Origin of the sequence: Streptomyces marispadix, assembly GCF_022524345.1 — a bacterium.
GTDB lineage: Bacteria > Actinomycetota > Actinomycetes > Streptomycetales > Streptomycetaceae > Streptomyces > Streptomyces marispadix.
Window position 1 is genome coordinate 1,902,065 of sequence record NZ_JAKWJU010000002.1, and the last position, 25,244, is coordinate 1,927,308.

Below are 25,244 nucleotides of genomic sequence, written 5' to 3' on the forward strand. Positions count from 1 at the left end.
TGCCCTCACCCCCGTCGAGGGCATCGGCTCGGTGCCTTGGCGCCTTGCGGCGCACGCTTATCGTGACACGGTTGCCGCGGGCACACATTGCCAGAACCCGGCAATGTCCGTGGCCATTTGACGTCCTGAAACGACAGCGCGGCACGCCTGGCGCGGGCTCCGCACACGTCCACGCCCGGCGTGCGTGGAACACCTCACCACACGGGACTGACAACGCCGGGGCGGGCGGCGCGGCTCGCGGCGGCGCCCGGCCGGTCGACGGCGACGGCTTCGAAGCCTCTAGAGCTCCTTCTCCGGCCACCCCAGCAGCCGCGCCCCCATCACGGCCGCCTCCAAAGTGAAGCGCTGCAACGGGTCGTTGGGCGTGTAGCCGGTGAGGGTGCGGATGCGTTCCAGCCGGTAGGAGAGCGTCCGCACGCTCAGGCCGAGCCGCCGTGCCGCCTCGGCGTTGACGTATCCGGCGGCGGCGCACACCGTCAGGGTCTCCAGCAGCGGTTCCGCTCCGCCGCGTGCCTTCGTCAGCGGCCCGAGCACGGTGGTCACCAGGTCCGCCATCGCGCCCCTGTCCCGAAGCAGCACCGGGAAGACCAGCAGTTCGGAGGCGTTGAGGCGCACACCGTCGAGAGCCAGCCGGTCGGCGAGTTCGAGAGCGCCGAGCGCCTCCTCGTAGCTGCGTACGATGCCGCCCGCGCCCGCGTGCTCCCGTCCCACGGCTATGCGCTGCGCCGCGGGAAGGCCCGCGCCTGGGCTCTCCGCCAGCCGTACGAAGTGCTCCAGCACGTCGCGGTCGCTGCTGGCGGCGATGCACACCAGCCGCCCCTCCTTGGTCGACAGCAGCACGTCCCTCGGCCCGAACCGGCCCAGCAGGTCCCCCTCGATGCGGCGCACCGTGCGGTGCACGTCGTCGTACTTCTCGGCGCCCAGCGCCACCGCGACCGTGTGCACCCCGGCAAGCCGCAGCCCGAAGCGCTGCGCACGCTCGGCGAGCCTGCCCATGTCGCTGCGCCCGTAGAGCAGATCGTCGACGAACTCCCGGCGCTCGCCCTCCTCCTGGCGCACCGCGAGCCGCTGTGCACGCTCGTGCCCCTTCCCCAGCGCGGACAGCGCCGACTCGACGGCGCCGAGCACCGCGTCTCCCGTACGGGCGCACTCGGCAGCAGTGCGGGCGTGCGCGACACCGGGCAGCGAGCCCCACAGTTCGCGTGTCCGGCCGAGGCAGAGGGCTACGAGGTCGCGAAGCGGCCAGCCGCGTTCCGCGGCGCACTCTCCGAACTCGCGGAAGGCGTCGAGCTCGTCCCGTCTGGGCGGACGGCCGGTGCGTGACACCTCGGCCAGCAACTCCCCGTAACCGTACGGGAATTCGCCGGTGTTCCCGCTCTCGGCGCTCCCCCTGCGCGTCTCCCCTACGGCCTCACTGCCGTCTCCCCCGGTCCGCGTTCTGGTCTCGTCCACGGCCACAGCGTATGGGAGCAGCGATGACGTAGGGGAACAGCAGTACGGACTACGCGGGGCCCACGCGGTACGGTGGCCCGATCACCCGTCCTCTGCGACGCGGTGCTGGTGTGCCGGGAAGTCTGGTCGGCGGCGTCTTCGGACGTCCCTGTCCCCTCACGGCACCAGGAGCGCCCCCCCGATGCTGCCGCTGCCCCCTCCACGTCCGACCCGGCGAGACGCCGGGGCGCCGCGCGCCGGGACCGAGGGCGGTGCCGCCTCATGAACGACTGGCACGGCTGGGCCGCGGTGGCCGTCTTCGCAGGCGCCTACGCGCTGATCATCAGCGAGAGGGTCCACCGGGTCGCGGCGGCCCTCGGCGGCGCGGCACTGATGCTGGCGATCGGGGCCACGGACGACGAGGCAGCGTTCTACTCGCAGCGCACCGGCATCGACTGGAACGTGATCTTCCTGCTGCTGGGCATGATGATGATCGTCGGCGTGCTGAAGAAGACCGGCATGTTCGAGTATCTGGCGATCTGGGCGGTGAAACGGGCACGCGGCAGGCCCTTCCGGGTGCTGGCCATGCTGATCGTGATCACTTCCGCCGCGTCCGCGCTGCTGGACAACGTCACCACGGTCCTGCTGATCGCCCCCGTGACCCTGCTGGTCTGCGAACGCCTCGCGCTGCCCGCCGCCCCGTTCCTCATCGCCGAGGTCTTCGCGTCCAACATCGGCGGCACCGCGACCCTGGTGGGCGATCCGCCGAACATCATCGTCGCCAGCCGCGCGGGTCTGACCTTCAACGACTTCATCGTCCATCTGACGCCGCTCGCGGCCGTGTTGACGCTGGTGCTGATCGTGCTGTGCCGTGTGATGTTCCGCGATGCGTTCGTGTACGACGAGAAGCGCGCCGCCGAGGTGATGGCGCTGGAGGAGCGGGAAGCGATACGCGACCGGCGGCTGCTGGTGCAGGGCCTGATCGTGCTCGGCCTGGTCGTCGCCGGCTTCGTGCTGCATCCCGTACTGCACTACGAGCCGAGCGTCGTGGCACTGCTGGGCGCCGGGCTGCTCGTCGCCGTCTCCTCGGTGGGCACCGGGGACGTCCTCTCCGACGTCGAATGGCCGACGCTCGCCTTCTTCGCCGGGCTGTTCGTGATGATCGGCGGGCTCATCGGCACGGGCGTCGTGGGTGACGTGTCGCAGGCACTGGCGGAGGCCATCGGCCGCCGGGAGCTGGGGGGTTCGATGCTGATGCTCGGCGGGTCGGCCGTGCTGTCGGGGGTGATCGACAACATTCCGTACGTGGCCACGATGGCGCCCGTCACCGCGGATCTCGTACGCAGCATGGGAGGCGGCTCCGACCACGTCATGTGGTGGGCGCTGACGCTGGGCGCGGACCTCGGCGGCAACGCCACGGCGATCGGCGCGAGCGCCAACGTCGTGGTCCTCGGCATCGCCGAACGCAATCGGACGCCGATCGGGTTCTGGCAGTTCACCAAGTACGGTCTCGTCGTCACCGCCGTGACGGTCGCGCTGTCGGGGGTGTACGTGTGGCTGCGGTACTTCGCCCTGGCCTGAGGCACGTCAGCAGTCCACGGCCGCGTCCCGTCCACCCGCATGTCCGTGTCCCGCGAGGCCGACGGCCTCCGGGACGACCACAGCACCGGCCCGCGGCGACCGGCGGACCGCCTGCGAACAGGAGCCGCAATGCGCGCACGTGATCTCGCCGTCGCATACGAGTCGGTCACCGTCGACAGCGACGCGCTCGAAGCGGCACGTCTGCTGGCCGAACACCGGCTGCCCGGCCTGCTGGTGCTCGCCGGACCGGGCGAGCCGCGGGCGATCCTGCCCGCCTCACAGATGATCAAGACTCTGGTCCCGGCGTATGTGCTGGAGGACCCTGCCCTCGCGGCGGTCGTCGACGAGCAGCACGCCGACCGGCTCTGCGAGGCGCTGGCGGGCCGCCGCGTCGGCGACTGCCTGCCTGCCGACGCGGGACCGCCTCCGGTCGCCGACGCGGACGACACCGTGCTGGAGGTCGCCACGCTCATGGCCCGGGTACGCAGCCCCCTCGTGGCGGTGACCGGCGGCGGCGAGGCGGGAGGGGCGCTGCTGGGCGTCATCACCGCCTCGCGTCTCCTCGACGCGCTGCTGCCGCGGGGCTGACTCCCGCCCGTGGCCCTGCCGTTGTGCGTTCAGTCGCTTTTGTAGTGCAGCAGTACGACGCCGTTGCCGAACGTATGCGTACCGGCGAGGGCGAGGGGCTTCCGGTCGTCCGAGGGCTCGAAGAGGGGCCTGCCCCGGCCGAGGATCACGGGGTGTACGTAGACGCGGTACTCGTCGATCAGATCGTGCTGCCGGAACCGAGCCGCCAGCCGCGCGCCGCCGATGCTCATGTCGCCGCCGGGCCTGCGCTTGAGTTCCAGGATCGCCTCGGGGTCCACTTCCCGCATGACGGTCGCGTCCGGGCCTGCGCGGTCCAGCGTCCTGGAGAAGACGATCTTGGGGGTCTCCCGCCAGATGCCCGCGAACTCCGCCTCCGGGCCGGAACTCGACGGATCGGCGTCGGCGTCGGGCCAGACCCGGGCCATCAGCTCGTAGTTGACGCGCCCCATCAGGAAGGCGCTCATGCCCCTGAGTTGATCGTTGAAGTGGGTGTGCAGCTCGTCGTCGACGAGATGCCAGTCGAGTCCGCCGTCGGCTCCCTCGAAGCAGCCGTCCAGCGACACCGACGCGGACAGGATGATCTTCCTCATCAGTCACTCCTTCGTCTGGGGTTCCGACCGGGGCGAAGGCCCCGACTCATCGGCGGCCGGCCGGCGACCGGTCGGCCCCGCCCTCGTTTCATCGGTCCGCCCGGCCGATCCGCCACAGCGGTGGAGTACGTACGGCGGCGCGGCGTGCCCACGGGGCCGCCCCCGCGCACGCCGTGAGGCTGACCGCTGTGAATTCCGGTGCGGAGGACGACGCGGACGGGGGCGAGCGGCGTGGCTGCCGGTAACGGCGCGGAGGGCGCTCTCGTGGTGCGGCTGCCCGTGGAGTTGATGAGGCCGAAGCCGGTCGAGACCGTGCCCGAGGGGCCCGGCTGGCACCACTCCGTAAAGCTCGACGGCTGGCGCGTCGCACTCGCGGTCACCTCCCGCGGCGTACGCATCCACTCGCGCAGCAAGCGGGACGTGACCCGCCAGTTCCCCGAACTCGCCGAGGCGGCCGGGCAGTTGGGGCCGGGCACCGTCATCGACGGCGAAGTGGTCGTCTGGAACGAGCACGAGGCCCGGTTCGACTTCGAAGCCGTGCAGTCCAGGGGCCTGGCGAAACGGCCCAGATCCACGCCGGGCGCGATCCTCGTCGCCTTCGACGTGCTGGCCGCCCCGTACACCGATCTGCGGCCCGAACCGCTGCGTACCCGGTGGCCACGGCTGACGAGCATCACCGAACAGGCGGGCCCGGAGATCCAGTCGGTGCTCGCCACGGAGGACGCGGCCCAGGCACGCGAATGGATGCGGGAGATGAGGCCGCAGGGCGTCGAGGGCATCGTCTCCAAGCGCTGGGACTCCCCCTACCGCCCCGGCGAACCGAGGGCCGCCTGGCGGAAGGTGAGATCGGCGGACACCGTCGACGCACGACTGGCGGGCGTCACCGGCCCTGAACGGCGGCCCTGGGGCGCCGTCGTCGACCTGCCCGACGGGCGCCGTGCCGTGACCACGCCGCGGCTGGCTCCGCTGGCGGCGTCACAGCTCGGCAGCGCGGTCACCGGGCGGCTCGGCGAGGAGGTCGCGGACGCCGAACTGGACGTGCGCTGGCGGCCGTTGACCGGGACGGCCGAGCCGCCGCGGCGGTAGAGGTGCGGGTGCGCACGGGCCGGGTCCCGCTGGTGCGGTACGTGCGTCTGCGTGCGGACGTCTGAGGCACGGAGAGGTACGTACGTGGCCGCCGCCTCCGAGCGGACCGCGAGCACGGAGGCCGGACGCGCAAACCGGACAGGGGGCGAACTCACCCGCTCCGCCCCGAAGTTCCCCTGGGCGCGACCGCGTCCGCAAGGTCCTCCAGCGCGTCCGTGAGCAGGTCCGCCGTGCGCAGGGCCACCGAGGGGGACGGGCGTTCCGCCTCCAGGTCCCACCATCGCGAGAGCGCGTCGTGCACCGGCCCCCAGTCGGGGACGCGGCCCTCGCGGACCGCCGTCACCGAGCCCGGCACGGTCGCCCTCAACGCCTCGGCGTAGTCCGCGGCTCCCGGGGAGGGCTCCGCGCCGCGATCCGGCAGGTGGGCCTCCAGCAGCATCGTCACCCGGCCCAGGGTGACCATCGCGGACTGCGCCGCCGACGCCGAACGACGTGAGAGGCCGCCGCGGTGGCGTACGGGTTCGGCGCCCGCCCTCGTAGCGGTCTGGTCCCACTCCTGGCGGGCGGCGCGGGTGTCGAGCAGTGCCTCGCGGACCCTGCGGCAGGGGTGCGCGGGCGCGGGAGTGCCGACGGCTCCCCGCCGGCCGGGCCGCGGGGGCGGCCAGGCAGTCGAAGACCGCGACGGTGTAACTCCCGGTCGCGGAGAGCCAGTCGGCGAGCCGGTCCCTCAACTGCGGCGTCTCCCACGCCGGGAAGATCGCGTAACTGAGCATCGCCAGCGCCCCGCCCAGCGCCGTCAGCCAGATCCGCTCCAGCACGGTCTGCGACCACGTAGAGCCCGCGGTGCCCAGCAGGAAGACGACGTACGCCCCGATGCACGCGGAGGTGATCGCGTAGCCGGTGCGCATCAGCAGATACATGCAGCCGACGCTGACCACCGCCAGCACCGCGCTGGCGAACGGCGGCGGATGGGCCAGGGCGGTCACCGTCCCGGCGATGCCCACGCCGAGGAGCGTCCCCACGACGCGGGCGACGCCCCGCTCGTAGGTGCGGGAGAAGTCGGGGCGCATCACCATCACGGCCGTCAGAGGCGCCCAGTAGCCGTGCTCGGGCGGCAGGGCCTTGCCCAGCAGATAGCTCGCGGCGACGACGGCGGCGACGCGCAGCGCGTGTCTGCACACCGGCGACGACCAGCGCAGTTCGCGGCGGAAGGTGCGCAGCGCCAAGGGCACGAGCATGGCGAGCGACGGCTGGTCGAGGTGGCGGGGCTGTACGGGGCGTGCGGTCCGTGCCTCCGCCTCGGGGTCGGCGTAGACGTCGTCGTCCTCGGCGCTGCCGGGCCTGGCGGGCATCCGCCACGTGGCCCGTGGGACCAGCGGCAGGGAGCGGGTGACCTCGACCGGTTCCTGCGCGGCGTCGACGGCGTCCTGGGTGAGGGCGATGAGCCGCATCGCGGCCTTGCGTGCGGGACCGTTCAACACCGGCCCGGATTCCGGGACTTGGAGCACCTCCAGGGCGTCCTCCGGCAGGCGTACGCGTTCACCGCGGCGCACGGCGCGTGCCGTGGCGTCCAGCACGGTCGCCGCCGCCTGTAGCAACTCCCTTGTGCGCTCCCGCTCACGGCCCACCATCGGCGCTCCCACGACGGGGTCGGCGAGGGAGGCGAGGACCGGCCGGAACCGCTCGGCGAGCCCCCGGTAGCCCCCGAGCTGCCGGGGCCGCCGCCGGGCCTGCCGGGGCGAGACGGCGGCGGCGCTGCGGGCCTCCATCAGCGGCTTGGGGTCGAAGGGCGCGCCGGGGTCGTGGCGCAGGCGCCGTGCGTAGTCGGCGACGGCGGCGAGCGCGTCGGCGAGCGCGTCCCGCCGCTCGCCCCAGGGCCGTACGGGTATGAGCACGATCAGCGCGGCCTGCACACAGCCGCCCGCGGCGATCAGCGCGGCGTGTTCGAGGGCGCCGACGACGGTGGTCGGCAGGGTGACGGTCACCAGCATGCAGGCCACGGTGGACGACGCCACGACACCCGCGGTCGGCCCCAGCCCCCAGGCCATGCCGGAGGCGAACGCCCAGACGGCGAGCAGCAGTACGAAGCCCGCGGGATGTGCGACGACGAGATAGCCCGCGAACGTCGACACGGCGAGCGCCGCACCGGCGCACAGCGCCAGCACCGGCCGGGGCCGCCAGCTCCGCTGGAACGTGGCCACACCGGAGGAGAACGCGCCGAACGCCGACGCGACGGCCAGCCCCGGCGACCCCGCCCACAGCGTCGGCAGCACGATCAACGCGACACCGGCGGCGGCCCGCAGCGCGATGAGCGGGGACAACTTGGCACGCTCGACGGTCAGTCCGGACCGCGCCGTCCCTGCGAACGCACGGAACCAGGGCAGGACTGGCAGGACTCGCATGCCGTCGAGCTTACGGGGGCGGCGCGGGGGTCACGGAGGGCGTGCAGGGGGCGACGGCCGAGGTCAGGGCACGACTTGCCGACCTCCCTGCGGCGATCACGACCTCCCGGCGATGAGTTCCGCCGCTCCGGCCGGTCCACCCCGAAGTACGAAGCACCGCACATGATTCGGGGAGACTCGGAGAGACCATGAGCAGCAACGCACAAGCGGCGCAGCCCGGCACGCCGCAGCTGATCGCCGTCGAGCCCGTGGTGACGGCCGTCGTCCGTGGGGTCGTGCCGATGGCGGGAATCCGGGACTTCTTCGACGCGTCGTTCCGTGCGCTGGGCGAGACCCTGGCACGGCAGCAAGTGGCCGTGCTGGGACCGGCGTTCGGCCTGTACCACCGGCCGCCCGGGGAGACCGCCGACCTGGAGGTCGGCTTCCCGACCGACCGAGCCGTACGAACGGAGGGGCCGGAGGCGTCAGAGGGACCGGAGGGCCCAGAGGGGACGCGAGGGAAGGTCGCCGTGGGTGCGCTCCCCGCGGCACGCGTAGCCCGCGCGATGCACCACGGCTCGTTCGACGGACTGGCCGCCTCCTGGGAGAGCCTGTTCGCCTGGGTGCGCGCCCAGGGCCTGACGCCCGGCCCGGTCATGTGGGAGGTCTACGTCACCGAGCCGACTCCGGAGATGTCCCCGGACGATCTGCGTACGGAACTCAACTGCGTGGTCACCGGCTGACGGAACCGCCGGGGAACGTACTCCGGCGACGGCCGTATCTCCCGAGCCTGCCGGTCGCACGCACTCGTACGCCCTGAACGTCGTAGGCCCTGAACGTCGTACGCCCTGCGTGTCGTATGTCCTCAGCAGCGTGGGTACCCGGCGGCTTCATGGAGCCGGACGAACAGCGGTCGGCCGCGGCCGGATTCACGGACGAGGACCGGAGCAGGCGGAGAGGTCGGTAGAGACGGCATGAGGACGGTTCGCCAAGTCACAGGTCCCGCTTGCCCGTTCGGCGCGTCTGCGGCTGCTCACGCGCGGCGCGCGCTTACCGGCTGCGTCGCCGTCTGTCTCGCCGTGGTGCTCCCGGGCTGTGCGAACACGGTGGAGAGGGGCCGTCAGCAGGTGCACACGCAGGTGCAGACGACCCATGAGGAGGCCGTACGCGCTGCCCTCGGCGCCGTGCCCTCCGGCCGTCTGGCGAAGCTGGAGCTGGCGGAGAGCGAGGGGGCCGGGAGCGAGCGGAACGGCAGCGAGCGCGACGGCCGGGGGCAGCAGGGGCGGCCGGAGTGGCACAGCGAGATCGTCTCCAGTGACGGCGCCAGGACTTCGGTGACGCAGAGCGCCACGGGCGCCGAGCCCGCCACGGCGGAACCGGCCGTACGCCCCGACGGTACCGCCGGGCCCCGGCTGAGGGCGCTGCTCCGTAAGGCCGTGGTCACGCCGGAGGACGCCGTTCGGAAGGTGGCGACGCCGGACTACGACAAGGTCGATGCGGTCGAGCTGGCGGAGAGCGACGGAAGGCCGGTGTGGCGGATCCGCCTGGTGGCCGTCGAACCGGGCAACGCCCACGTCTACGAGATCGACGCCGCAACCGGTGACGTGCTGGGCCGACGCCGCCTCTGACCTCGCCTCTGACCTCGCGTTCGCGCGGTGTTTGCGCATGCCGGAGGCCCGGTACACGCCTCACGGTCCCGGCGAACGGTGAAGCACGTACCCGTGAAAGCCGCGATCCCGCGAACCGCGGACGGAACCCGCGAACCCGCGATCCCGCGAACCCGCGATCCCGCGAGGAGGCCCCGTGAGCACTCCGAACCCCGGCGACCTTCCGATCAGCGACTACGACCAGATCCCGCCCGGCGAGCTGGAGCACCGCATCCGCAGCCTCTCCCGCCCCGAGCTGGAGGACCTGCTGGAGTACGAGCGCCAGCACGCCTCACGTGTCCAGGTGGTCGAAATGCTCACAGCACGTCTCGACCAGCTCCGCAAGGGCAGCGCCCCGTCCGCGGGCGGCGAAGCCCCGGCCGCTCCCGGTGCCACTCCGCACGGCTCCCCCGTCTCGCCCGCCACGGCGGCCGAACCGGGCCATCCGCCCCCGCACGGCACCGCTGACCAGCCCGGCAAGCTGCGCGACAAGCGGCCTTGACGGACCGCCCCGATCGCCCGTTGTCGAGGGGCCGTTCCTTCCTGAAGGGGGCATCCGACGGCGCGAGGTCGGTGCGGGTCCGCCCGCGACGGAGGGGAAGGCGGGTCCGCCCACCGCCCGCCGGGCCGCCCCTGTCACTCGAAGCGGGCCACCGCCGTCATCGTCGGGCGCATGTTCCGTACGGCCGGGAGGCGCCGCATCAAGGGCGCCAGTACCCCGTGGTAGAAGCCACGGCCGCGGGGCGGAGGCAGTTCGCGGACCTCGCGGATGCGGGGGTGGAACCCGCGGACCGTGCTCAGTTCGCCGGCGTCCAGGCCCCAGGGCATCGGCGGCGGCCGGTAGCCCTGCGGCGTGCGCATGGCACCGCTCGTCGTGCGGTCGCTGAACCACTTGGGCACCGCGTCGAAGACGAGCGAGCCGCCGCGGAAACGCTCCGCGCAGCCCGCCACCAACTCCCGTACCTCGTCGGGCTGTAGATACATCAGCAGGCCCTGCGCCGTGATCAGCACGCCGCGTCCGGGGTCGACCTCGTCCCGCCAGGACAGGTCGAGGGCCGACCGGGCGAGGGTGCGCCGGCGTTCGGCGTCGGGGAGCAGGCGGGTACGCACCTCGGCGGTCTCGGGCAGCTCCACGCACAGCCAGCGGGCCCGTCCGTTGTCGACCCGCCAGAACTGCGTCTCCAGGCCCTCGGCGAGTGTGACGACCGTGCCGTCGGGATGTTCCGCGAGGAAGGCCCGTACCGCCGCGTCGAACGTGCGGACCCGGAGCGCATGCCCCTGTGCCAGAAGGGGGGCGGGCTCCCCGAACGTCTCCGTGAAGGGGTAGTCGATGCGCCGTACCAGCTCGACGGCCTTCGGGTCGTCGAGCACGGTTCCGGGCCGTCCCGCTTCGCAGGCGCGCTGCCACAGATTCCACAGCAGGGTCTCCGGCACACCGCTGAGCCGTACGGGACACCGCTCACCGCCGGACCCGTACTCCGGCTCGTTCCCGGACTCGGACCCGGACTCGGACTCGGACTCGGACTCGTTGCCAGGCTCGGCCATCTCCCGCTCCCAACGTGGAAGGCGTTCACCGCTCATCCCGGTTCCCCGACCCAACCCCCGGGCGGTGTACGGCCATTCAACACCCGTCCGCGCCCCTGGCAGGCGGACACCGCGCCTACGCCTTGCGCGCCAGCAGGAACGCCTGCGGCGTCGTCTCCATGCCACGGTCGTCCGGCTCGCGCCACATCCGCGCCTGGACGGGCAGTCCGGCCGCGTCCAGCAGCGCGGCTACGTCGTCCGGCCGCCGCCGGTGGAAGTCGAGGGCGACCGGGTGGCCGAGCGGGCGGGCCAGGTAAAGGGGCTCGTCGCCGACCTGGAAGGAGATCAGCAGATGGCCGCCCGGCACGAGGACCCGCTCGAACTCCTCGAAGACCTGCGGGAGTTGCTCGTCGGGCGTATGGATCACCGAGTGCCAGGCCAATATCCCGGCGAGGGAGCGGTCCGCCTGGTCGAGGGCCGTCATCGTGCCCTCGTCGAACCGCAGGTCCGGATTGGTCTCACGCGCCAACTCGACCATGCGAGGCGACAGGTCGACGCCGTATACCGACAGCCCCAGCTCGCGCAGATGCGCCGTCACCCGCCCGGGACCGCACCCCAGATCGGCGACGCGTCCGCCCCCGGCGGCCAGCACCAGTTCGGCGAATGCGGCAAGCATCGAACGGTCCAGCGGCTTGGCCGCCAGTTCGTCGTGGAAGCGTTCGGCGTAGTCGGCGGCCACGGCGTCGTAGAAGACGCGCGTGGCCCTCAGATGGTCGGGTCCGGTCACAGGCGGCGACGATAACAGCCCTACGAGCGGCGGAAGTTGGGCACTCGGGGCAACGCAAGCGCCCGCCCGGCGGCATACCGGGCGGGCGCGTACGGAAGGGACCCGCGGCCACGCCAGGAGGCCCGGCCCTGAGGCAGCACCTCCGGAGGCACCGCCCTGAGGCCCGGCCCTGAGGCAGCCCTCCTGGGCCGCCGCTCCTCTGCGGCCCCCTACGACGGCGCCCCTACGACGACGTCGGGAAACCCAGGTTGACCCCGCCGCTCTCCGCCGGGTCGGGCCAGCGCGTGGTGACGACCTTGCCTCGCGTGTAGAAGGCGACGCCGTCGTTGCCGTAGATGTGCAGGTCGCCGAAGAGGGAGTCCTTCCAGCCGCCGAAGGAGTGGTAGCCGACGGGGACCGGGATGGGCACGTTGATGCCCACCATGCCTGCCTCGACCTCCAGTTGGAAGCGGCGGGCCGCGCCGCCGTCACGGGTGAAGACAGCGGTGCCGTTGCCCCACTTGCTGCTGTTGATGAGCTTGATCGCCTCGTCGTAGCTGTCGGCCCGCACCACGCACAGCACCGGGCCGAAGATCTCGTCGCGGTAGGCGTCCATGTCCGGTGAGACGTTGTCGAGGAGGGAGACGCCGAGGAAGAAGCCGTCCTCGTGGCCCTCGACGGAGTATCCGGTGCCGTCGACGACGACGTCGGCGCCCTGTTCACGTGCGCCGCCCACGTAGGAGGCGACCTTGTCGCGGTGTTCGCGGGTGATCAGCGGCCCCATCTCGGAGGAGGGGTCGCCGCCAGGTCCGATGCGCAGCTTGTGCGCGCGCTCGGCGATCTTCGACACCAGTTCGTCGCCCGCGTCGCCGACGGCTACGACCACGGAGACCGCCATGCAGCGCTCGCCCGCGGAGCCGTAGGCGGCCGAGACGGCGTTGTCGGCGGCGAAGTCCAGGTCGGCGTCCGGGAGTACGAGCATGTGGTTCTTCGCGCCGCCCAGCGCCTGTACCCGCTTGCCGTGCGCGACGGCCTCCGACTGGATGTACTTCGCGATCGGCGTCGAGCCGACGAAGCTGACGGCCGCCACGTCCGGGTGCGACAGCAGCCGGTCCACGGCGGTCTTGTCGCCGTTGACGACGTTGAGCACGCCCTCGGGCAGCCCGGCCTCGGCGGCGAGTTCGGCGAGCCGGTAGGGCGCGGACGGGTCCTTCTCGCTGGGCTTGAGGACGAAGGTGTTGCCGCAGGCGATCGCGAGCGGGAACATCCACATCGGCACCATCGCGGGGAAGTTGAACGGCGTGATGCCCGCGACGACTCCGAGCGGCTGCCGGATGGAGGCGACGTCGACGCGGCTGGAGACCTGCGTGGACAGCTCTCCCTTGAGCTTCTCCGGGATGCCGCAGGCCAGTTCGAGGATCTCCATGCCGCGGGCGACCTCGCCGAGCGCGTCGGAGTGGACCTTGCCGTGCTCGGCGGTGATGAGCGCGGCGATCTCGTCCCGGTGAGCGTCCACCAGCTCCCGGTACTTGAAGAGGAACGCGGTGCGCTTCGCGAGCGAGGTCTGCGACCACTCCGCGTAGGCACGCCGGGCGGCGTCGACGGCGGAGTCGACCTCCTCGACCGAGGCGAACGAGACGCTCAGGGGCTGGGCGCCGGTGGCCGGGTCGTAGACCGGTCCCGCGTTTCCGGAGGCGGACTCGACGGCCTTGCCGCCGATCCAGTGGCCGAGGGTCTTCATATGGCGGCTCTGCTTTCTGTGGTGGGTTCGGGGGCCTTGACGGCCGTGGTGACGGTGCGGTTCACGGGGTGAACAGGGGCCTGGATCACGGGACTCGGGCCGACGCCCCTTCGCATCCGGCCGGGCCGGTGGACGCCGGCGGGTGCGCGGGCACGGGCGTGGGCGCTACAGATGGCGGCGCCTCGCCGCCGCTTGGCGTTCGTACTCCTCACGTGCCTTGCGGGCCGCGGGGCGCTCGGAGGTCTCCGCCACCACCACGTCCCACCAGGCTGCCGCCACGGGCGGCGCGGCTGCGGACGGTCCGGTGTCGGTCTCCACGTACACACACGTCGGACGGTCGGAGTCCCGCGCCCGCGCGAGCGCGGTGCGCAACTCGCCCACGGTCTTCGCGACCACGGCGTCCATGCCCAGCGAGGCCGCGTTGGCGGCCAGGTCCACGGGCAGCGGATCACCGGTGTACGAACCGTCGGCCGCGCGATAGCGGTAGGCCGTGCCGAAGCGTTCGGCGCCGGTCTGCTCGGAGAGGCCGCCGATGGAGGCGTAGCCGTGGTTCTGCACCAGCACCACGTTGATGTTCAGGCCCTCCTGCACGGCGGTGACGATCTCGCCGGGCAGCATCAGATACGTGCCGTCGCCCACAAGGGCCCACACCGGACGGTCGGGGGCGGCGAGCCGTACGCCGATGGCGCCGGGGATCTCGTAGCCCATGCAGGAGTAGCCGTACTCCAGGTGGTACTGGCGCGGCGAGCGGGCCCGCCACAGCTTGTGCAGGTCGCCGGGCAGTGAGCCCGCGGCGTTGACGACGACGTCCTCGTCGCCGACGACACCGTCCAGGGCGCCGATCACCTGGGTCTGGGTGGGGCGTGCGCCGTCGTCCTCGGCGGCGTAGGCGGCCTCGACCGTGCGTTCCCACTCCGCCTTGCCCCTGGCGTACTCCTCCTCGTACGCGGCGGCGACGCGGTGGCCCGGCAGCGCCGCCGTCAGCGCCTCCAGTGCCGCGCGGGCGTCGGCCACGACCGTACGGGCGCCCATCTTGTGAGCGTCGAAGCCGGTGATGTTGATGTTGAGGAAGCGGACGCCTGGTTCGGCGAAGAGCGTGTTCGAGGCGGTGGTGAAGTCGCTGTAGCGGGTGCCGACTCCGATGACGAGGTCCGCGGTGCGCGCCAGGTCGTCGGCGACGGCCGTGCCGGTGTGGCCGATCGCGCCCACGTCGCACGGGTGGTCGTGGCGCAGCGAGCCCTTTCCCGCCTGGGTGCTGGCGACGGGAATGCCGGTGGCGCCGGCGAGCGCGCGCAGCGCGTCCTCGGCCTCGCTGTGGTGGATGCCGCCGCCCGCGACGATCAGGGGCCTGCGGGCTTCCAGCACGTCACCGGCCGCGGCCGTGATCTCGGCGGCCTCGGGCGCGGGCCGCCGTACGTGCCATACCCGTTCGCCGAAGAACTCCACGGGCCAGTCGTACGCCTCGGCCTGCACGTCCTGCGGCAGCGCCAGCGTGACCGCACCGGTCTCGGCCGGGTCGGCGAGGACGCGCATGGCCTGGAGGGCGGCGGGGATCAGCGCCTCGGCCCGGTGCACGCGGTCGAAGTAGCGGGAGACAGGCCGCAGCGCGTCGTTGACGGACACATCGCCCGCGCCGGGCGCTTCGAGCTGCTGGAGCACGGGGTCGGCGGTGCGGGTCGCGAAGATGTCGCCGGGCAGCAGCAGTACGGGCAGCCGGTTGACGGTGGCGAGTGCCGCGCCGGTGACGAGGTTGGTGGCGCCGGGGCCGATGGACGTGGTGACGGCGTGAGCGGAGAGGCGGTTGCGCTGGCGGGCGTAGCCGACTGCCGCGTGCACCATGGCCTGTTCGTTGCGGCCCTGGAAGTAGCGCAGCGGTGCGTCGTCGCCCTGGCCGCTCTCCACGAGGGCCTGCCCGATGCCGGCGACGTTGCCGTGGCCGAAGATGCCCCAGCACGCGTCGATCAGCCGGTGGCGCACGCCGTCGCGCTCGGTGTACTGGGCTGCGAGGAAACGCACCAGCGCCTGGGCGACGGTCAGCCGGACGGTGCCGGTACCCGCACCGGTACGGGCGCCGGTGCCCGCGTGGCCGTCCCGATGTCCGCCGCCGGAGCGGCCTTCCGGTTCCGGTACGGAGTTCACTCGCCCTCCCCTTCCACTGTCGGTGCGTGGTAGAGCGGCAGCCTTGGATCGACAGGCTGCTCTTCCCAACTGCCTCGGATCCAGGCGTGTTCTGGATGGTCGCAGATTAGCCACGCACGCTCCAGCCCGGGTCCGGCCATCACGTTCAGGTAGTACATGTCGTGGCCGGGCGCGGCGATCGACGGGCCGTGCCAGCCGTCGGGGATCAGCACGGCGTCGCCGTCGCGCACCTCGGCGAGCACGTCGGTGGCGCTGCCGGGCCCGGAAGGCGAGACCCGCTGATAGCCCAGCCCGGGTACGGCGCCGCCGTCGCCGTCCGCCGGAAGGTGCGGGGCGATCTCGAAGTAGTAGATCTCCTCCAGTTCGCTCTCGACGCCGGGCCGGTCCTCGTCGTGCTTGTGCGGCGGATACGAGGACCAGTTGCCGCCGGGTGTCAGCACCTCCACGGCGATGAGCTGGTCGGCCTCGAAGACGCCTGCCGCGCCGAAGTTGTTGACCTGGCGGGAGCAGTTGCCCCTGCCGCGCAGTTCGACGGGCACGCCGGAGGCCGGTCCGTAGCGTGCGGGCAGCCGCCGGGTGCAGCGGGCCCCGGTCAGCGCGAAGCGTCCGCCGCCGCTGCTGGTGATGCGTACATCGGCGTCGCGCGGCACATACGCGAAGTCGCTGACGCCCTCGAAGACGCTCGGGCGGCCCCGGAGCGGGAACGTCCGGTCCTCGGCCTCCACCGTGCATCCGCCGCTGAGCGGCAGCACGATCCACTCGCTCTCGCCGGTGGCGAACTCATGGGTGCCGCCGGGCTCCAACTCCACCACGCGCAGCGAGGAGTAGCCCCAGCCGGCCCGCCGGGGGTCGATGTCGAGGGCGTAGGGACCTGCGGCGGCGCTGCCCGCCGGCAGATGGAAGCCGCCGCCCGCGCCCCGGGTGCCGGTGCCGACCGTGGTGTTCGTGCTGCCTGTACCGACTGCGCTGCCCGTACCGCCTGTGCCTGTGCTGCTCGTCATGCTCGCCATCCTTGCCGCATCGCCGTACGCCGTACTCGCTGTCCGGGGCGGGTCACAGCAGTCCCACCGCCGTGTCCACGGCGCCCGCCACGTCCCCGTCCGCCGGGTAGAGCAGGGACCGTCCTACGACGAGTCCCCGCACGGTGGGCATGCGCAGCGCCGTGCGCCATCTGTCGTACGCCCCCTCCTGATCGCCGTTGGTCTCGCCGCCCAGCAGCACCACCGGAAGCGTCGACGTCTCGCACACCCACTCCATGTCGCCGGGGTCCTCCGCGACGGGAAGCTTCAGCCAGCTATAGGCGGACGTGCCGCCGAGGCCGGAGGCGATGGCCACGGAGCGGATGATCGCCTCGGCGCTGAGGTCGTTGCGGACCGTGCCGTCCACTCGGCGGGAGATGAACGGCTCGATGAAGACGGGCAGTCGCCGGGCCGCCATGTCGTCCACAGCGCGGGCCGTGGCATGCATCGTCGCCAGCGAACCGGCGTCGTCGAGGTCGATCCGCAGCAGTGCCTTGCCCGCGTCGAAGCGCAGCCGTTCGATGTCCTCGGCCCGGTATCCGGTGAACCGGTCGTCGAGTTCGTACGAGGCTCCCGCCAGCCCCCCGCGGTTCATCGAACCCATGACGACCTTGTTCTCGAGCGCCCCCAGGAGCAGCAGGTCCTCCAGGATGTCCGCCGTCGCCAGCACGCCGTCGACCCCGGGACGGGACAGTGCCGTGATCAGACGCTCCAGGAGCTGTGCGCGGTTGGCCATGGCGAGTTCGCTGCCGCCGACGCCCAGTGCCCCGCGTGCGGGGTGGTCGGCGGCGACGATCATCAGCTTGCCGCTGTCGCCGATCAGGGGGCGCCTGGTGCGTCTCTCGGCGGCCTCCGCGATCGCCTCCGGGTGCCGGGCCCGTACGGCGACGAGGTCACGAATGCTGATGCTGCTCAAGGAAGTTGCTCGCTTTCATGGCCGCCCGCGCGGGCGGGGGCCGGACGGAGAGGGACCGGGGGTACAGGGGGCCGTGGCTGGTACGCGTCGAGGCGGCGCGGACGGCCACCGGTGCCGGGCCCCGGGCCGCCCCCGGGAGGATCAGCTCGGCGGGCCCGCTCGGCCCGTCAGCTCCTCATCAGCTCCTCGACCTCTTCCGCCGTGGGCATCGCGGTGGAGCAGGCCAGCCGCGAGGCGACGAGCGCGCCCGCAGCGTTCGCGTACCGCATCACGTACTCCAAGTCCCAGCCGGAGAGCAGCCCGTGGCAGAGCGAACCCCCGAACGAGTCGCCCGCGCCGAGGCCGTTGACGACTTCGACGGGGTGCGGGGGCACTTCCACGCGGGTGCCGTCACGGTGTGCGGCGAGCACGCCCTTGGGTCCCTGTTTGACGACGGCGAGTTCGACGCCCGCCTCCAGCAGGGCGTCGGCGCAGCCCTGCGGTTCGCGGGTCCCGGTGGCCACTTCGCACTCGTCGAGATTGCCCACGGCGACGGTGGCGTTCGCCAGGGCCCGGCGGTAGTGCGGGCGGGCCTCGGCCATGACGTCCTCCACCGGGACGTCCCGTCCCCCGCCCCTTCCGGCGCCTCCGCCGCGGCCCCAGAACATCGGCCGCCAGTCCATGTCGAAGACGGTGGCCGAGGGTGCGCCGCCGGGGTGCCGCGTCCGGCTCTGCGAGCGGGCCTGAAGCGCTTCCAGCGTCGTCGTACGGCTGGGCTCCGCGCACAGCCCGGTGCCGGTGACCCAGAAGACACCAGCGGATCGGATCGCGTCGAAGTCCAGCCCGTCGGGGACGAGTTCGAGGTCGGGGGCCTTCGGCTCGCGGTAGAAGTACAGCGGGAAGTCGTCCGGCGGGAAGATCTCGCAGAAGGTCACGGGCGTCGGGTACTCGGCGACGGGCGTCACCCAGCGGTCGTCGACGCCGAAGCCCCGAAGCGCCTGATGGCAGTACTCGCCGAACGGGTCGTCCCCGGTACGGCTGATGACGGCACTGCGGCGGCCGAGCCGGGCGGCGGCCACGGCCACATTGGTCGCCGAGCCGCCGAGGAACTTCCCGAACGTCTCGACCTGCGGCAGCGGCACCCCCGTCTGGAGCGGATAGATGTCGACACCGATGCGGCCCATCGTGACAACGTCGTGCGGCTCTTCCCTGACGGCCGTGGATGCCATGGACTGCCCTTTCGTGGGTCGTTCCCTCGGTCGGCCTCCTCATCGTCGGCGCAGACGGCAAAACCTGTCAATGATTTGTCCTTACATACTGACGTCCTGCGAAAGCGAGAAGGGCGTTACGTCCGTATGAAACGTTGTCCTTACATTCCCTTGACAGTGGCGGCGCCCACGGAGTTGGCTCGCCCCGTCGTCCGGCGGCGACACGTCCCGTAGTGACACGTACGTAGAGCGAGGAGCCCTCAGTGACTTCTGCGACCCCGTCCCTCGACCGCATCCGGGTCGGCTCGGCGCCCGACTCGTGGGGCGTCTGGTTCCCGGACGACCCCGAGCAGGTGCCGTGGCAGCGCTTCCTCGACGAGGTCTCACAGGCCGGCTACGAGTGGATCGAGCTCGGCCCCTACGGCTATCTGCCGACCGACCCCGCACGCCTCGGGGACGAGGTCGGCTCCCGCGGCCTCCAGGTCTCCGCCGGCACCGTCTTCACCTCGCTGCACCGCGGCCCGGAGGTCTGGGACGCGACTTGGGAGCACGTCGGCCAAGTCGCCGCGCTCACACAGGCGATGGGCGCCCGCAACCTCGTGGTCATCCCGTCCTTCTGGCGGGACGACAAGACCGCCGAGGAGATCGAACCGCGCGAACTCACCTCCGAGCAGTGGCGCCATCTCGCGAGCGGCACCGAACGGCTGGCCCGCGAAGTACGGGACGAGTACGGGCTGGAGATCATGGTCCACCCGCACGCGGACACCCATATCGACACCGAGGAGCACGTCGAGCGCTTCCTCGACGCGACCGACTCCGGACTGGTCAACCTCTGCCTGGACACGGGCCATTACGCCTACTGCGGGGGCGACAGCGTCAAACTGATCGAGACCTACGGCGAACGCATCGGCTATCTGCACCTCAAGCAGGTCGACCCCGAGATCCTCTCGGACGTGGTGGCCAAGGGGACGCCCTTCGGGCCCGCGGTGCGGCAGGGCGTGATGTGCGAACCTCCGCTGGGCGTACCGGCGATGGAGCCCGTGCTGGCCGCCGCACAGGGGCTCGGCGTCGACCTCTTCGCGATCGTCGAGCAGGACATGTATCCGTGCCCGCCGGACCGTCCGCTGCCGATCGCCCAGCGCACAAGGCGTTTTCTGCGCGGGTGCGGCGCCTAGGGGCCCAACTCGGCGCCTTGCGGGCCCGATCGCACTCACGGCAGGGGCACTGGTACGGGCACCGGCACGTCGCACAGCAGGGGCCCGGGCACCCGAACGGCGCCTGAACGGCTCGATGTCGGCGGCTTGTCACGAGCGTCACCGTTCTCCGGCCGTCATGTCACAGAGCCTCAACAGGCCCTCCCCGTCGATCACTCAGCGTCGTTCACCGCACACATTCTGATGATCGAAAGCCGAGAGGCGGACCGGCGGCAGACCGCGGCCGCGGGGACTTTTCGGCAATCGCTTTGTGATCCCCTGTGGGAGGTGCCGAGTTGGCCGATCGACGACTCTGGTCGTACAAGGACATCGCCGCGCACATCGGAGTCCGTACGGACACGGTGCGCTCGTACCGCAAGCACGGCCTGCTGCCACCACCCGACCACGTGGAGGGCGGCAGGCCGTACTGGTACGCGGACACGGTACGGACCTGGGTCATGCACCGGCCCAGCCACCGGGGAGGGCGGTGAGGCGGCGCGACCGACGCGCAGCCCCTGACCGAGCCCCGACGAACCCCGGACCGCATCCCGGCCCCCGGCCTCAGCAGGCCCCGGAGCCCGTCTCCCGAGAGATCACCGGAAGGCGGGCTCCGGGGCCTCTGTCATATTCGGACCCATCGCACGGGACCGAGGGAATACCTAGGGGGGTATAGTGGTTCCCGCCTCCGAAGGACACCGGAGCACCAGTCACCAGGGAGCGAAGATGAGCACTGTCACCACCACGTACAAGGTCAGCGGCATGAGCTGCGGGCACTGCGAGGGCGCCGTCTCAGACGAGATCTCCGGGATCGACGGCGTGACGTCGGTGAAGGCCGTAGCCGCCACCGGCGAGGTCACCGTCACCTCCACCACCGAGCCGGACGACGAGGCCGTGCGGGCCGTCGTCGACGAAGCCGGTTTCGAACTGGCCGGACGCGCCTGAGAGTCCGGCGCCCCTCACACCCCATGAACCACGTTTCCTAGGTCCCCGGGAGCATCACGATGACCGGCACCACGGCACAGGACGCACCCGCCGCCGGCGGGGAGCGCGAGGACGAGCAGCGTGTGGAACTGTCCATCGGCGGCATGACGTGCGCCTCCTGCGCCGCCCGGGTCGAGAAGAAGCTGAACCGGATGGACGGCGTCTCCGCGAGCGTCAACTACGCGACGGAGAAGGCGAGGATCTCCTACCCGGACGGGGTGTCCGTCGAGGACCTCGTCGCCACCGTGGAGCGGACCGGCTACTCGGCCCGGCCGCCGCAGCCGCGCACACCGGGCGGATCGGGGGCGGAGGCAGGCGAGAAGACCGACCGGGAGACGGGTCGGGGAACCGGCCCGGCAGCCGGGCGAGAGGCCGAGCCCGCGGCCTCGGGGGCCGAGCCGGGAGCGGAGCCCGAATCCGCACCGGGCTCCCGACCGGACGAACTCGGCGCGCTGCGGCGGCGCTTGATCGTCACGCTCGTGCTGTCCGTACCGGTCGTGCTGCTGTCGATGGTGCCGCCCCTCCAGTTCGACTACTGGCAGTGGCTCTCGCTCGTACTGGCCTCGCCCGTGGTCGTCTGGGGCGGGCTGCCCTTCCACCGCGCCACCTGGACGAACCTGCGGCACGGCGCCGCCACCATGGACACCCTGATCACGGTGGGCACGCTCGCGGCCTTCGGCTGGTCGGTGTGGGCACTGTTCCTCGGGGACGCCGGAATGCCGGGCATGCGCCACGGCTTCGAGCTCTCCCTCTCCCCCGGTTCCGGCGGCGCGTCGTCGGCTCTCTATCTCGAAGTGGCCGCGGGAGTCACCACGTTCCTGCTCCTCGGCCGTTATCTGGAGGCACGGGCCAAGCGGAAGGCGGGCGCCGCGCTGAGGGCGCTGATGCGGCTCGGCGCGAAGGACGTGGCCGTGCTGCGGGACGGCACCGAGCACCGGATTCCGGTGTCGCGGCTGGCGGTCGGCGACCGCTTCGTCGTACGCCCCGGTGAGACGGTCGCCACGGACGGCACCGTCGACGAGGGCGGCTCCGCGCTGGACACCTCGATGCTCACGGGCGAGTCGATGCCGGTCGACGTGGGCCCGGGGGACGCGGTGACGGGCGCGACGGTCAACGTCTCGGGGCGACTGGTGGTGACCGCCACCCGGGTCGGCTCCGACACCCAACTCGCCCGCATGGCACGGATGGTGGAGGAGGCGCAGAGCGGCAAGGCCGCGGTGCAGCGGCTCGCCGACCGGGTGTCCGCCGTGTTCGTGCCGGTGGTGCTGGTGCTGGCGGCGGCGACTCTCGCGGGCTGGCTGCTGTCCACCGGCGACGCCGCTGCGGCCTTCACGGCGGCCGTCGCCGTACTGATCATCGCCTGCCCCTGCGCGCTGGGGCTGGCTACGCCCACCGCGCTGATGGTGGGCACGGGACGCGGCGCCCAGCTCGGCATCCTCATCAAGGGCCCCGAGGTGCTGGAGTCCACGCGCCGCGTCGACACGGTCGTACTCGACAAGACGGGCACCGTGACCTCCGGCCGTATGGAACTCCATGACGTCGTCCCCGGCGACGGCGTCACGGCGGACGAACTGCTGCGCCTGGCCGGTGCGTTGGAGGACGCCTCCGAGCACCCCGTTGCGCGCGCCATTGCACGGGGCGCACGGGAGCGCGCGGGCGCGGACGCCGCACCGCTGCCCGCCCCGGACGGCTTCGAGAACCTCGCGGGCCTCGGGGTGCGCGGCACGGTGGAGGGCCGGGCGGTCCAAGTGGGACGTGCGGCGGGCGAGTTGCCGGAGGGGCTGGCCGAGGCGAAGGCCACCGCCGAGGCATCGGGCCGTACGGCGGTCACGGTCGCCTGGGACGGCGCGGTGCGCGGTGTGCTGACAGTCGCGGACACGGTGAAGGACACCAGCGCCGAGGCCGTACGGCGGCTGCGCGAACTGGGCCTGGAGCCCGTGCTGTTGACCGGGGACAACCGGGCGGTCGCGGAGGCCGTCGCCCGCAGCGTCGGCATCGTCCCGTCGAAGGACACCGTCGTCGCCGGGGTGCTCCCGGAGGACAAGGCAGGCGAGGTACGCCGTCTCCAGGCGGCGGGCCGCACGGTCGCGATGGTCGGTGACGGAGTCAACGACGCCGCGGCCCTGGCGAGCGCCGATCTGGGCCTGGCGATGGGCACGGGCACGGACGCCGCCATCGAGGCGGGCGATCTGACGCTCGTACGGGGCGACTTGCGGGCGGCGGCGGACGCGATCCGCCTCTCCCGCAGGACGCTCGCCACCATCAAGGGCAATCTGTGGTGGGCGTTCGGCTACAACGTGGCCGCTCTCCCCCTCGCCGCCGCCGGGCTGCTCAACCCCATGATCGCGGGTGCGGCGATGGCCTTCTCCTCGGTCTTCGTGGTCACCAACAGCCTGCGGCTGCGCGCCTTCAAGTAGGGCGGCCGGCAGGCCTACCGCCAGGGTCCTCAAGTGAGCCGTACGCGGGGCGAGTTGCGAACGCGCCCGGCAGCGGGTGCCCCGGTCCGTGGGGTCACGGCAGCTCCAGTGAAAGAAAAGTGAAGGTGATGTGACGCAGCCTGGCTGCGATATCCGCACGGGCCACTCTTGGTACGGGAAAATCCGGAATGACGAACTCCACCGTTCCGTACTTCCTGGGGGGAATTGGCACCGCACCGGCACACCGAAAAGCGCCCCGCCGACCAGGTCCCCCCACGGGCCTGTCGACGGGGCGCTTCCGTTTCCCGGTCACGGATTCCCCCCACGGGATCCTGGCCGGGTGCTTACTGGCTGAACGTACGGGCGGGAGGGCCGCTCAAAGCTCCCCGCGCACGCTCGCCTGTCGGCTCACCGGGTCCGTCCCCCAAAGACGCACTCGGCAGTGGCGGCGGCTCCGCCGGGGGGCCGCTGCCACCCGGTTAGACGTCCGACCCTGGACAATGGTTACCCCCCAATTTCTGTGACCTATGTCTCGCCAGGGATCTGCACATACGGAAGGCCCCGATCCGCCTGGACGGGGCCCTCCGCGGACGTCTCCCAAGGGGGGCGTCACGCACTGTACAGCAAACGTCACCCGCGGGTCAGCGGGATTCGATGGGTACGTATTCCCGCTCCACGACGCCCGTGTAGATCTGCCGGGGACGGCCGATGCGCGAACCCGGCTCCTTGATCATCTCGTGCCACTGGGCGATCCAGCCCGGCAGCCGGCCCAGGGCGAACAGCACGGTGAACATGCTCGTCGGGAAGCCCATGGCCCGGTAGATCAGACCGGTGTAGAAGTCCACGTTCGGGTAGAGCTTGCGCTCCACGAAGTAGTCGTCGCTGAGGGCGTGTTCCTCAAGGCGCAGGGCGATGTCGAGCAGTTCGTCGCTCTTGCCGAGGGCGGAGAGGACATCGTGCGCAGCCGCCTTGATGATCTTCGCCCGGGGGTCGAAGTTCTTGTAGACGCGGTGGCCGAAGCCCATCAGCTTCACGCCGTCCTCCTTGTCCTTCACCTTGCGGATGAAGGTGGCGACGTCGGAGCCGGAGGCCTGGATGCCCTGGAGCATCTCCAGGACGCTCTGGTTGGCGCCGCCGTGCAGCGGGCCCCACAGCGCGTTGATGCCCGCGGAGATCGAGGCGAACATGTTCGCCTGCGAGGAGCCCACCAGCCGGACCGTCGACGTCGAGCAGTTCTGCTCATGGTCGGCGTGGAGGATCAGCAGCTTGTCGAGGGCGTTGACGACGACCGGGTCCAGCTCGTACTCCGCGGCGGGCACGGAGAAGGTCATGCGCAGGAAGTTCTCGACGTAACCGAGGTCGTTGCGCGGATAGACGACGGGGTGGCCGATGGCCTTCTTGTAGGCGTAGGCCGCGATCGTCGGCAGCTTCGCCAGCAGCCTTATCGTCGACAGGTGCCGCTGCTCCTCGTCGAACGGGTTGTGGCTGTCCTGGTAGAAGGTCGACAGCGCACTGACCACGGACGAGAGCATCGCCATCGGGTGCGCGTCACGCGGGAACCCGTCGTAGAACCGCTTCACGTCCTCGTGCAGCAGCGTGTGGCGCGTGATCTCGTCCTTGAAGGACGCCTGCTGGTCGACGGTGGGAAGTTCGCCGTGGATCAGAAGGTAGGCCGTCTCCAGGAACGTGCCCCGCTCCGCCAACTGCTCGATCGGGTAACCGCGGTAGCGCAGGACACCGCCCTCGCCGTCGAGGTAGGTGATGGCGGATTTGTACGCGGCGGTGTTGCCGTAGCCCGAATCCAGGGTCACCAGACCGGTCTCGGTGCGCAGCTTGCCGATGTCGAAGCCCCGGTCGCCGACCGTGCTGTCGACCACGGGGTAGCTGTACTCGTCGTCCCCGTACCGAAGTACTACAGAGTTGTCGCTCACGTCTTCCCTCACCGACGTAGTGCCTCTTCTTCGAGGTGCCCTGACCCTTTCCACTGTCTCCCACCGAGCGCAGTGCGGTGCACTCGGGGTCGGCCAAAGGGCTTTGTGATGGCACGCAGTGCCGTCT

Annotated in this window: 20 protein-coding genes and 1 pseudogene; 10 read left to right on the forward strand and 11 right to left on the reverse strand. The window is 71.7% G+C overall.

Annotated features, from left to right (window positions below; all coding sequences use genetic code 11):
• Nucleotides 1-279: 279 nt before the first annotated feature.
• Nucleotides 280-1,338, reverse strand: coding sequence for a PucR family transcriptional regulator (locus MMA15_RS08120; protein WP_241063078.1), 1,059 nt, complete (start codon nucleotides 1,336-1,338; stop codon nucleotides 280-282).
• Between the two features lie 375 nt (nucleotides 1,339-1,713).
• Between MMA15_RS08120 and MMA15_RS08125 the strand changes: the two genes are divergently transcribed.
• Complete coding sequence (locus MMA15_RS08125) at nucleotides 1,714-3,012, forward strand: ArsB/NhaD family transporter (protein WP_241058464.1); 1,299 nt, start codon at nucleotides 1,714-1,716, stop codon at nucleotides 3,010-3,012.
• 129 nt (nucleotides 3,013-3,141) lie between these two features.
• Nucleotides 3,142-3,600 carry a CBS domain-containing protein gene (locus tag MMA15_RS08130; protein WP_241058465.1) on the forward strand — a complete coding sequence of 153 codons (459 nt, stop codon included), beginning with the start codon at nucleotides 3,142-3,144 and terminating at the stop codon, nucleotides 3,598-3,600.
• 29 nt (nucleotides 3,601-3,629) lie between these two features.
• Here MMA15_RS08130 and MMA15_RS08135 read toward each other — a convergent pair whose 3' ends face one another.
• The gene (locus MMA15_RS08135; RefSeq protein WP_241058466.1) at nucleotides 3,630-4,190 is read right to left on the reverse strand and encodes a dihydrofolate reductase family protein; all 561 of its coding nucleotides are present in this window, start codon (nucleotides 4,188-4,190) and stop codon (nucleotides 3,630-3,632) included.
• 231 nt (nucleotides 4,191-4,421) lie between these two features.
• Between MMA15_RS08135 and MMA15_RS08140 the strand changes: the two genes are divergently transcribed.
• Nucleotides 4,422-5,276 (forward strand): ATP-dependent DNA ligase, encoded by an 855-nt coding sequence (locus MMA15_RS08140; RefSeq protein ID WP_241058467.1) that lies wholly within the window; start codon nucleotides 4,422-4,424, stop codon nucleotides 5,274-5,276.
• Between the two features lie 151 nt (nucleotides 5,277-5,427).
• Here the strand turns inward: MMA15_RS08140 and MMA15_RS08145 are convergent.
• Nucleotides 5,428-7,660, reverse strand: a pseudogene (locus MMA15_RS08145) (FUSC family protein).
• 206 nt (nucleotides 7,661-7,866) lie between these two features.
• Between MMA15_RS08145 and MMA15_RS08150 the strand changes: the two are divergent.
• From MMA15_RS08150 to MMA15_RS08160, 3 genes are all read left to right on the forward strand, one after another.
• Entirely contained in the window at nucleotides 7,867-8,400 is a 534-nt protein-coding gene (locus tag MMA15_RS08150; protein WP_241058468.1) for a GyrI-like domain-containing protein, read from the forward strand.
• Between the two features lie 396 nt (nucleotides 8,401-8,796).
• Nucleotides 8,797-9,285, forward strand: coding sequence for a PepSY domain-containing protein (locus MMA15_RS08155; RefSeq protein WP_241058469.1), 489 nt, complete (start codon nucleotides 8,797-8,799; stop codon nucleotides 9,283-9,285).
• Nucleotides 9,286-9,460: 175 nt separating this feature from the next.
• Complete coding sequence (locus MMA15_RS08160) at nucleotides 9,461-9,805, forward strand: DUF8129 domain-containing protein (protein WP_241058470.1); 345 nt, start codon at nucleotides 9,461-9,463, stop codon at nucleotides 9,803-9,805.
• 134 nt (nucleotides 9,806-9,939) lie between these two features.
• Here the strand turns inward: MMA15_RS08160 and MMA15_RS08165 are convergent, their stop codons facing one another.
• The 7 genes from MMA15_RS08165 to iolC form a co-directional block, all read right to left on the reverse strand.
• Nucleotides 9,940-10,884, reverse strand: coding sequence for a class I SAM-dependent methyltransferase (locus MMA15_RS08165; RefSeq protein WP_241058471.1), 945 nt, complete (start codon nucleotides 10,882-10,884; stop codon nucleotides 9,940-9,942).
• A gap of 79 nt (nucleotides 10,885-10,963) precedes the next feature.
• Complete coding sequence (locus tag MMA15_RS08170; protein WP_241058472.1) at nucleotides 10,964-11,614, reverse strand: class I SAM-dependent DNA methyltransferase; 651 nt, start codon at nucleotides 11,612-11,614, stop codon at nucleotides 10,964-10,966.
• A gap of 223 nt (nucleotides 11,615-11,837) precedes the next feature.
• Nucleotides 11,838-13,334 carry a CoA-acylating methylmalonate-semialdehyde dehydrogenase gene (locus MMA15_RS08175; RefSeq protein WP_241058473.1) on the reverse strand — a complete coding sequence of 499 codons (1,497 nt, stop codon included), beginning with the start codon at nucleotides 13,332-13,334 and terminating at the stop codon, nucleotides 11,838-11,840.
• 165 nt (nucleotides 13,335-13,499) lie between these two features.
• Nucleotides 13,500-15,371: a 3D-(3,5/4)-trihydroxycyclohexane-1,2-dione acylhydrolase (decyclizing) gene (gene iolD, locus MMA15_RS08180; protein WP_241063080.1), complete on the reverse strand. Its 1,872-nt coding sequence runs from the start codon at nucleotides 15,369-15,371 to the stop codon at nucleotides 13,500-13,502.
• A gap of 98 nt (nucleotides 15,372-15,469) precedes the next feature.
• On the reverse strand, nucleotides 15,470-16,474 hold the full coding sequence (gene iolB, locus MMA15_RS08185; protein ID WP_241058474.1) for a 5-deoxy-glucuronate isomerase: 1,005 nt from the start codon (nucleotides 16,472-16,474) through the stop codon (nucleotides 15,470-15,472).
• A 52-nt stretch (nucleotides 16,475-16,526) separates the two neighbouring features.
• The gene (locus tag MMA15_RS08190) at nucleotides 16,527-17,408 is read right to left on the reverse strand and encodes a Cgl0159 family (beta/alpha)8-fold protein (RefSeq protein WP_241058475.1); all 882 of its coding nucleotides are present in this window, start codon (nucleotides 17,406-17,408) and stop codon (nucleotides 16,527-16,529) included.
• 167 nt (nucleotides 17,409-17,575) lie between these two features.
• Nucleotides 17,576-18,616 carry a 5-dehydro-2-deoxygluconokinase gene (gene iolC / locus MMA15_RS08195; RefSeq protein WP_241058476.1) on the reverse strand — a complete coding sequence of 347 codons (1,041 nt, stop codon included), beginning with the start codon at nucleotides 18,614-18,616 and terminating at the stop codon, nucleotides 17,576-17,578.
• Between the two features lie 242 nt (nucleotides 18,617-18,858).
• On the opposite strand from iolC, the gene MMA15_RS08200 reads away from it, so the two are divergent.
• From MMA15_RS08200 to MMA15_RS08215, 4 genes are all read left to right on the forward strand, one after another.
• Complete coding sequence (locus MMA15_RS08200; RefSeq protein ID WP_241058477.1) at nucleotides 18,859-19,770, forward strand: sugar phosphate isomerase/epimerase family protein; 912 nt, start codon at nucleotides 18,859-18,861, stop codon at nucleotides 19,768-19,770.
• 314 nt (nucleotides 19,771-20,084) lie between these two features.
• Nucleotides 20,085-20,279 (forward strand): helix-turn-helix transcriptional regulator, encoded by a 195-nt coding sequence (locus tag MMA15_RS08205; RefSeq protein WP_241058478.1) that lies wholly within the window; start codon nucleotides 20,085-20,087, stop codon nucleotides 20,277-20,279.
• Between the two features lie 232 nt (nucleotides 20,280-20,511).
• A complete protein-coding gene (locus MMA15_RS08210) occupies nucleotides 20,512-20,730 on the forward strand; it encodes a heavy-metal-associated domain-containing protein (RefSeq protein WP_241058479.1) in 219 nt (72 codons plus the stop codon).
• Between the two features lie 59 nt (nucleotides 20,731-20,789).
• Nucleotides 20,790-23,186 (forward strand): heavy metal translocating P-type ATPase, encoded by a 2,397-nt coding sequence (locus MMA15_RS08215; protein ID WP_241058480.1) that lies wholly within the window; start codon nucleotides 20,790-20,792, stop codon nucleotides 23,184-23,186.
• Between the two features lie 641 nt (nucleotides 23,187-23,827).
• On the opposite strand, the gene MMA15_RS08220 is transcribed toward MMA15_RS08215, so the two are convergent.
• Nucleotides 23,828-25,117, reverse strand: coding sequence for a citrate synthase (locus tag MMA15_RS08220; RefSeq protein WP_241058481.1), 1,290 nt, complete (start codon nucleotides 25,115-25,117; stop codon nucleotides 23,828-23,830).
• Between the last annotated feature and the right edge of the window lie 127 nt (nucleotides 25,118-25,244).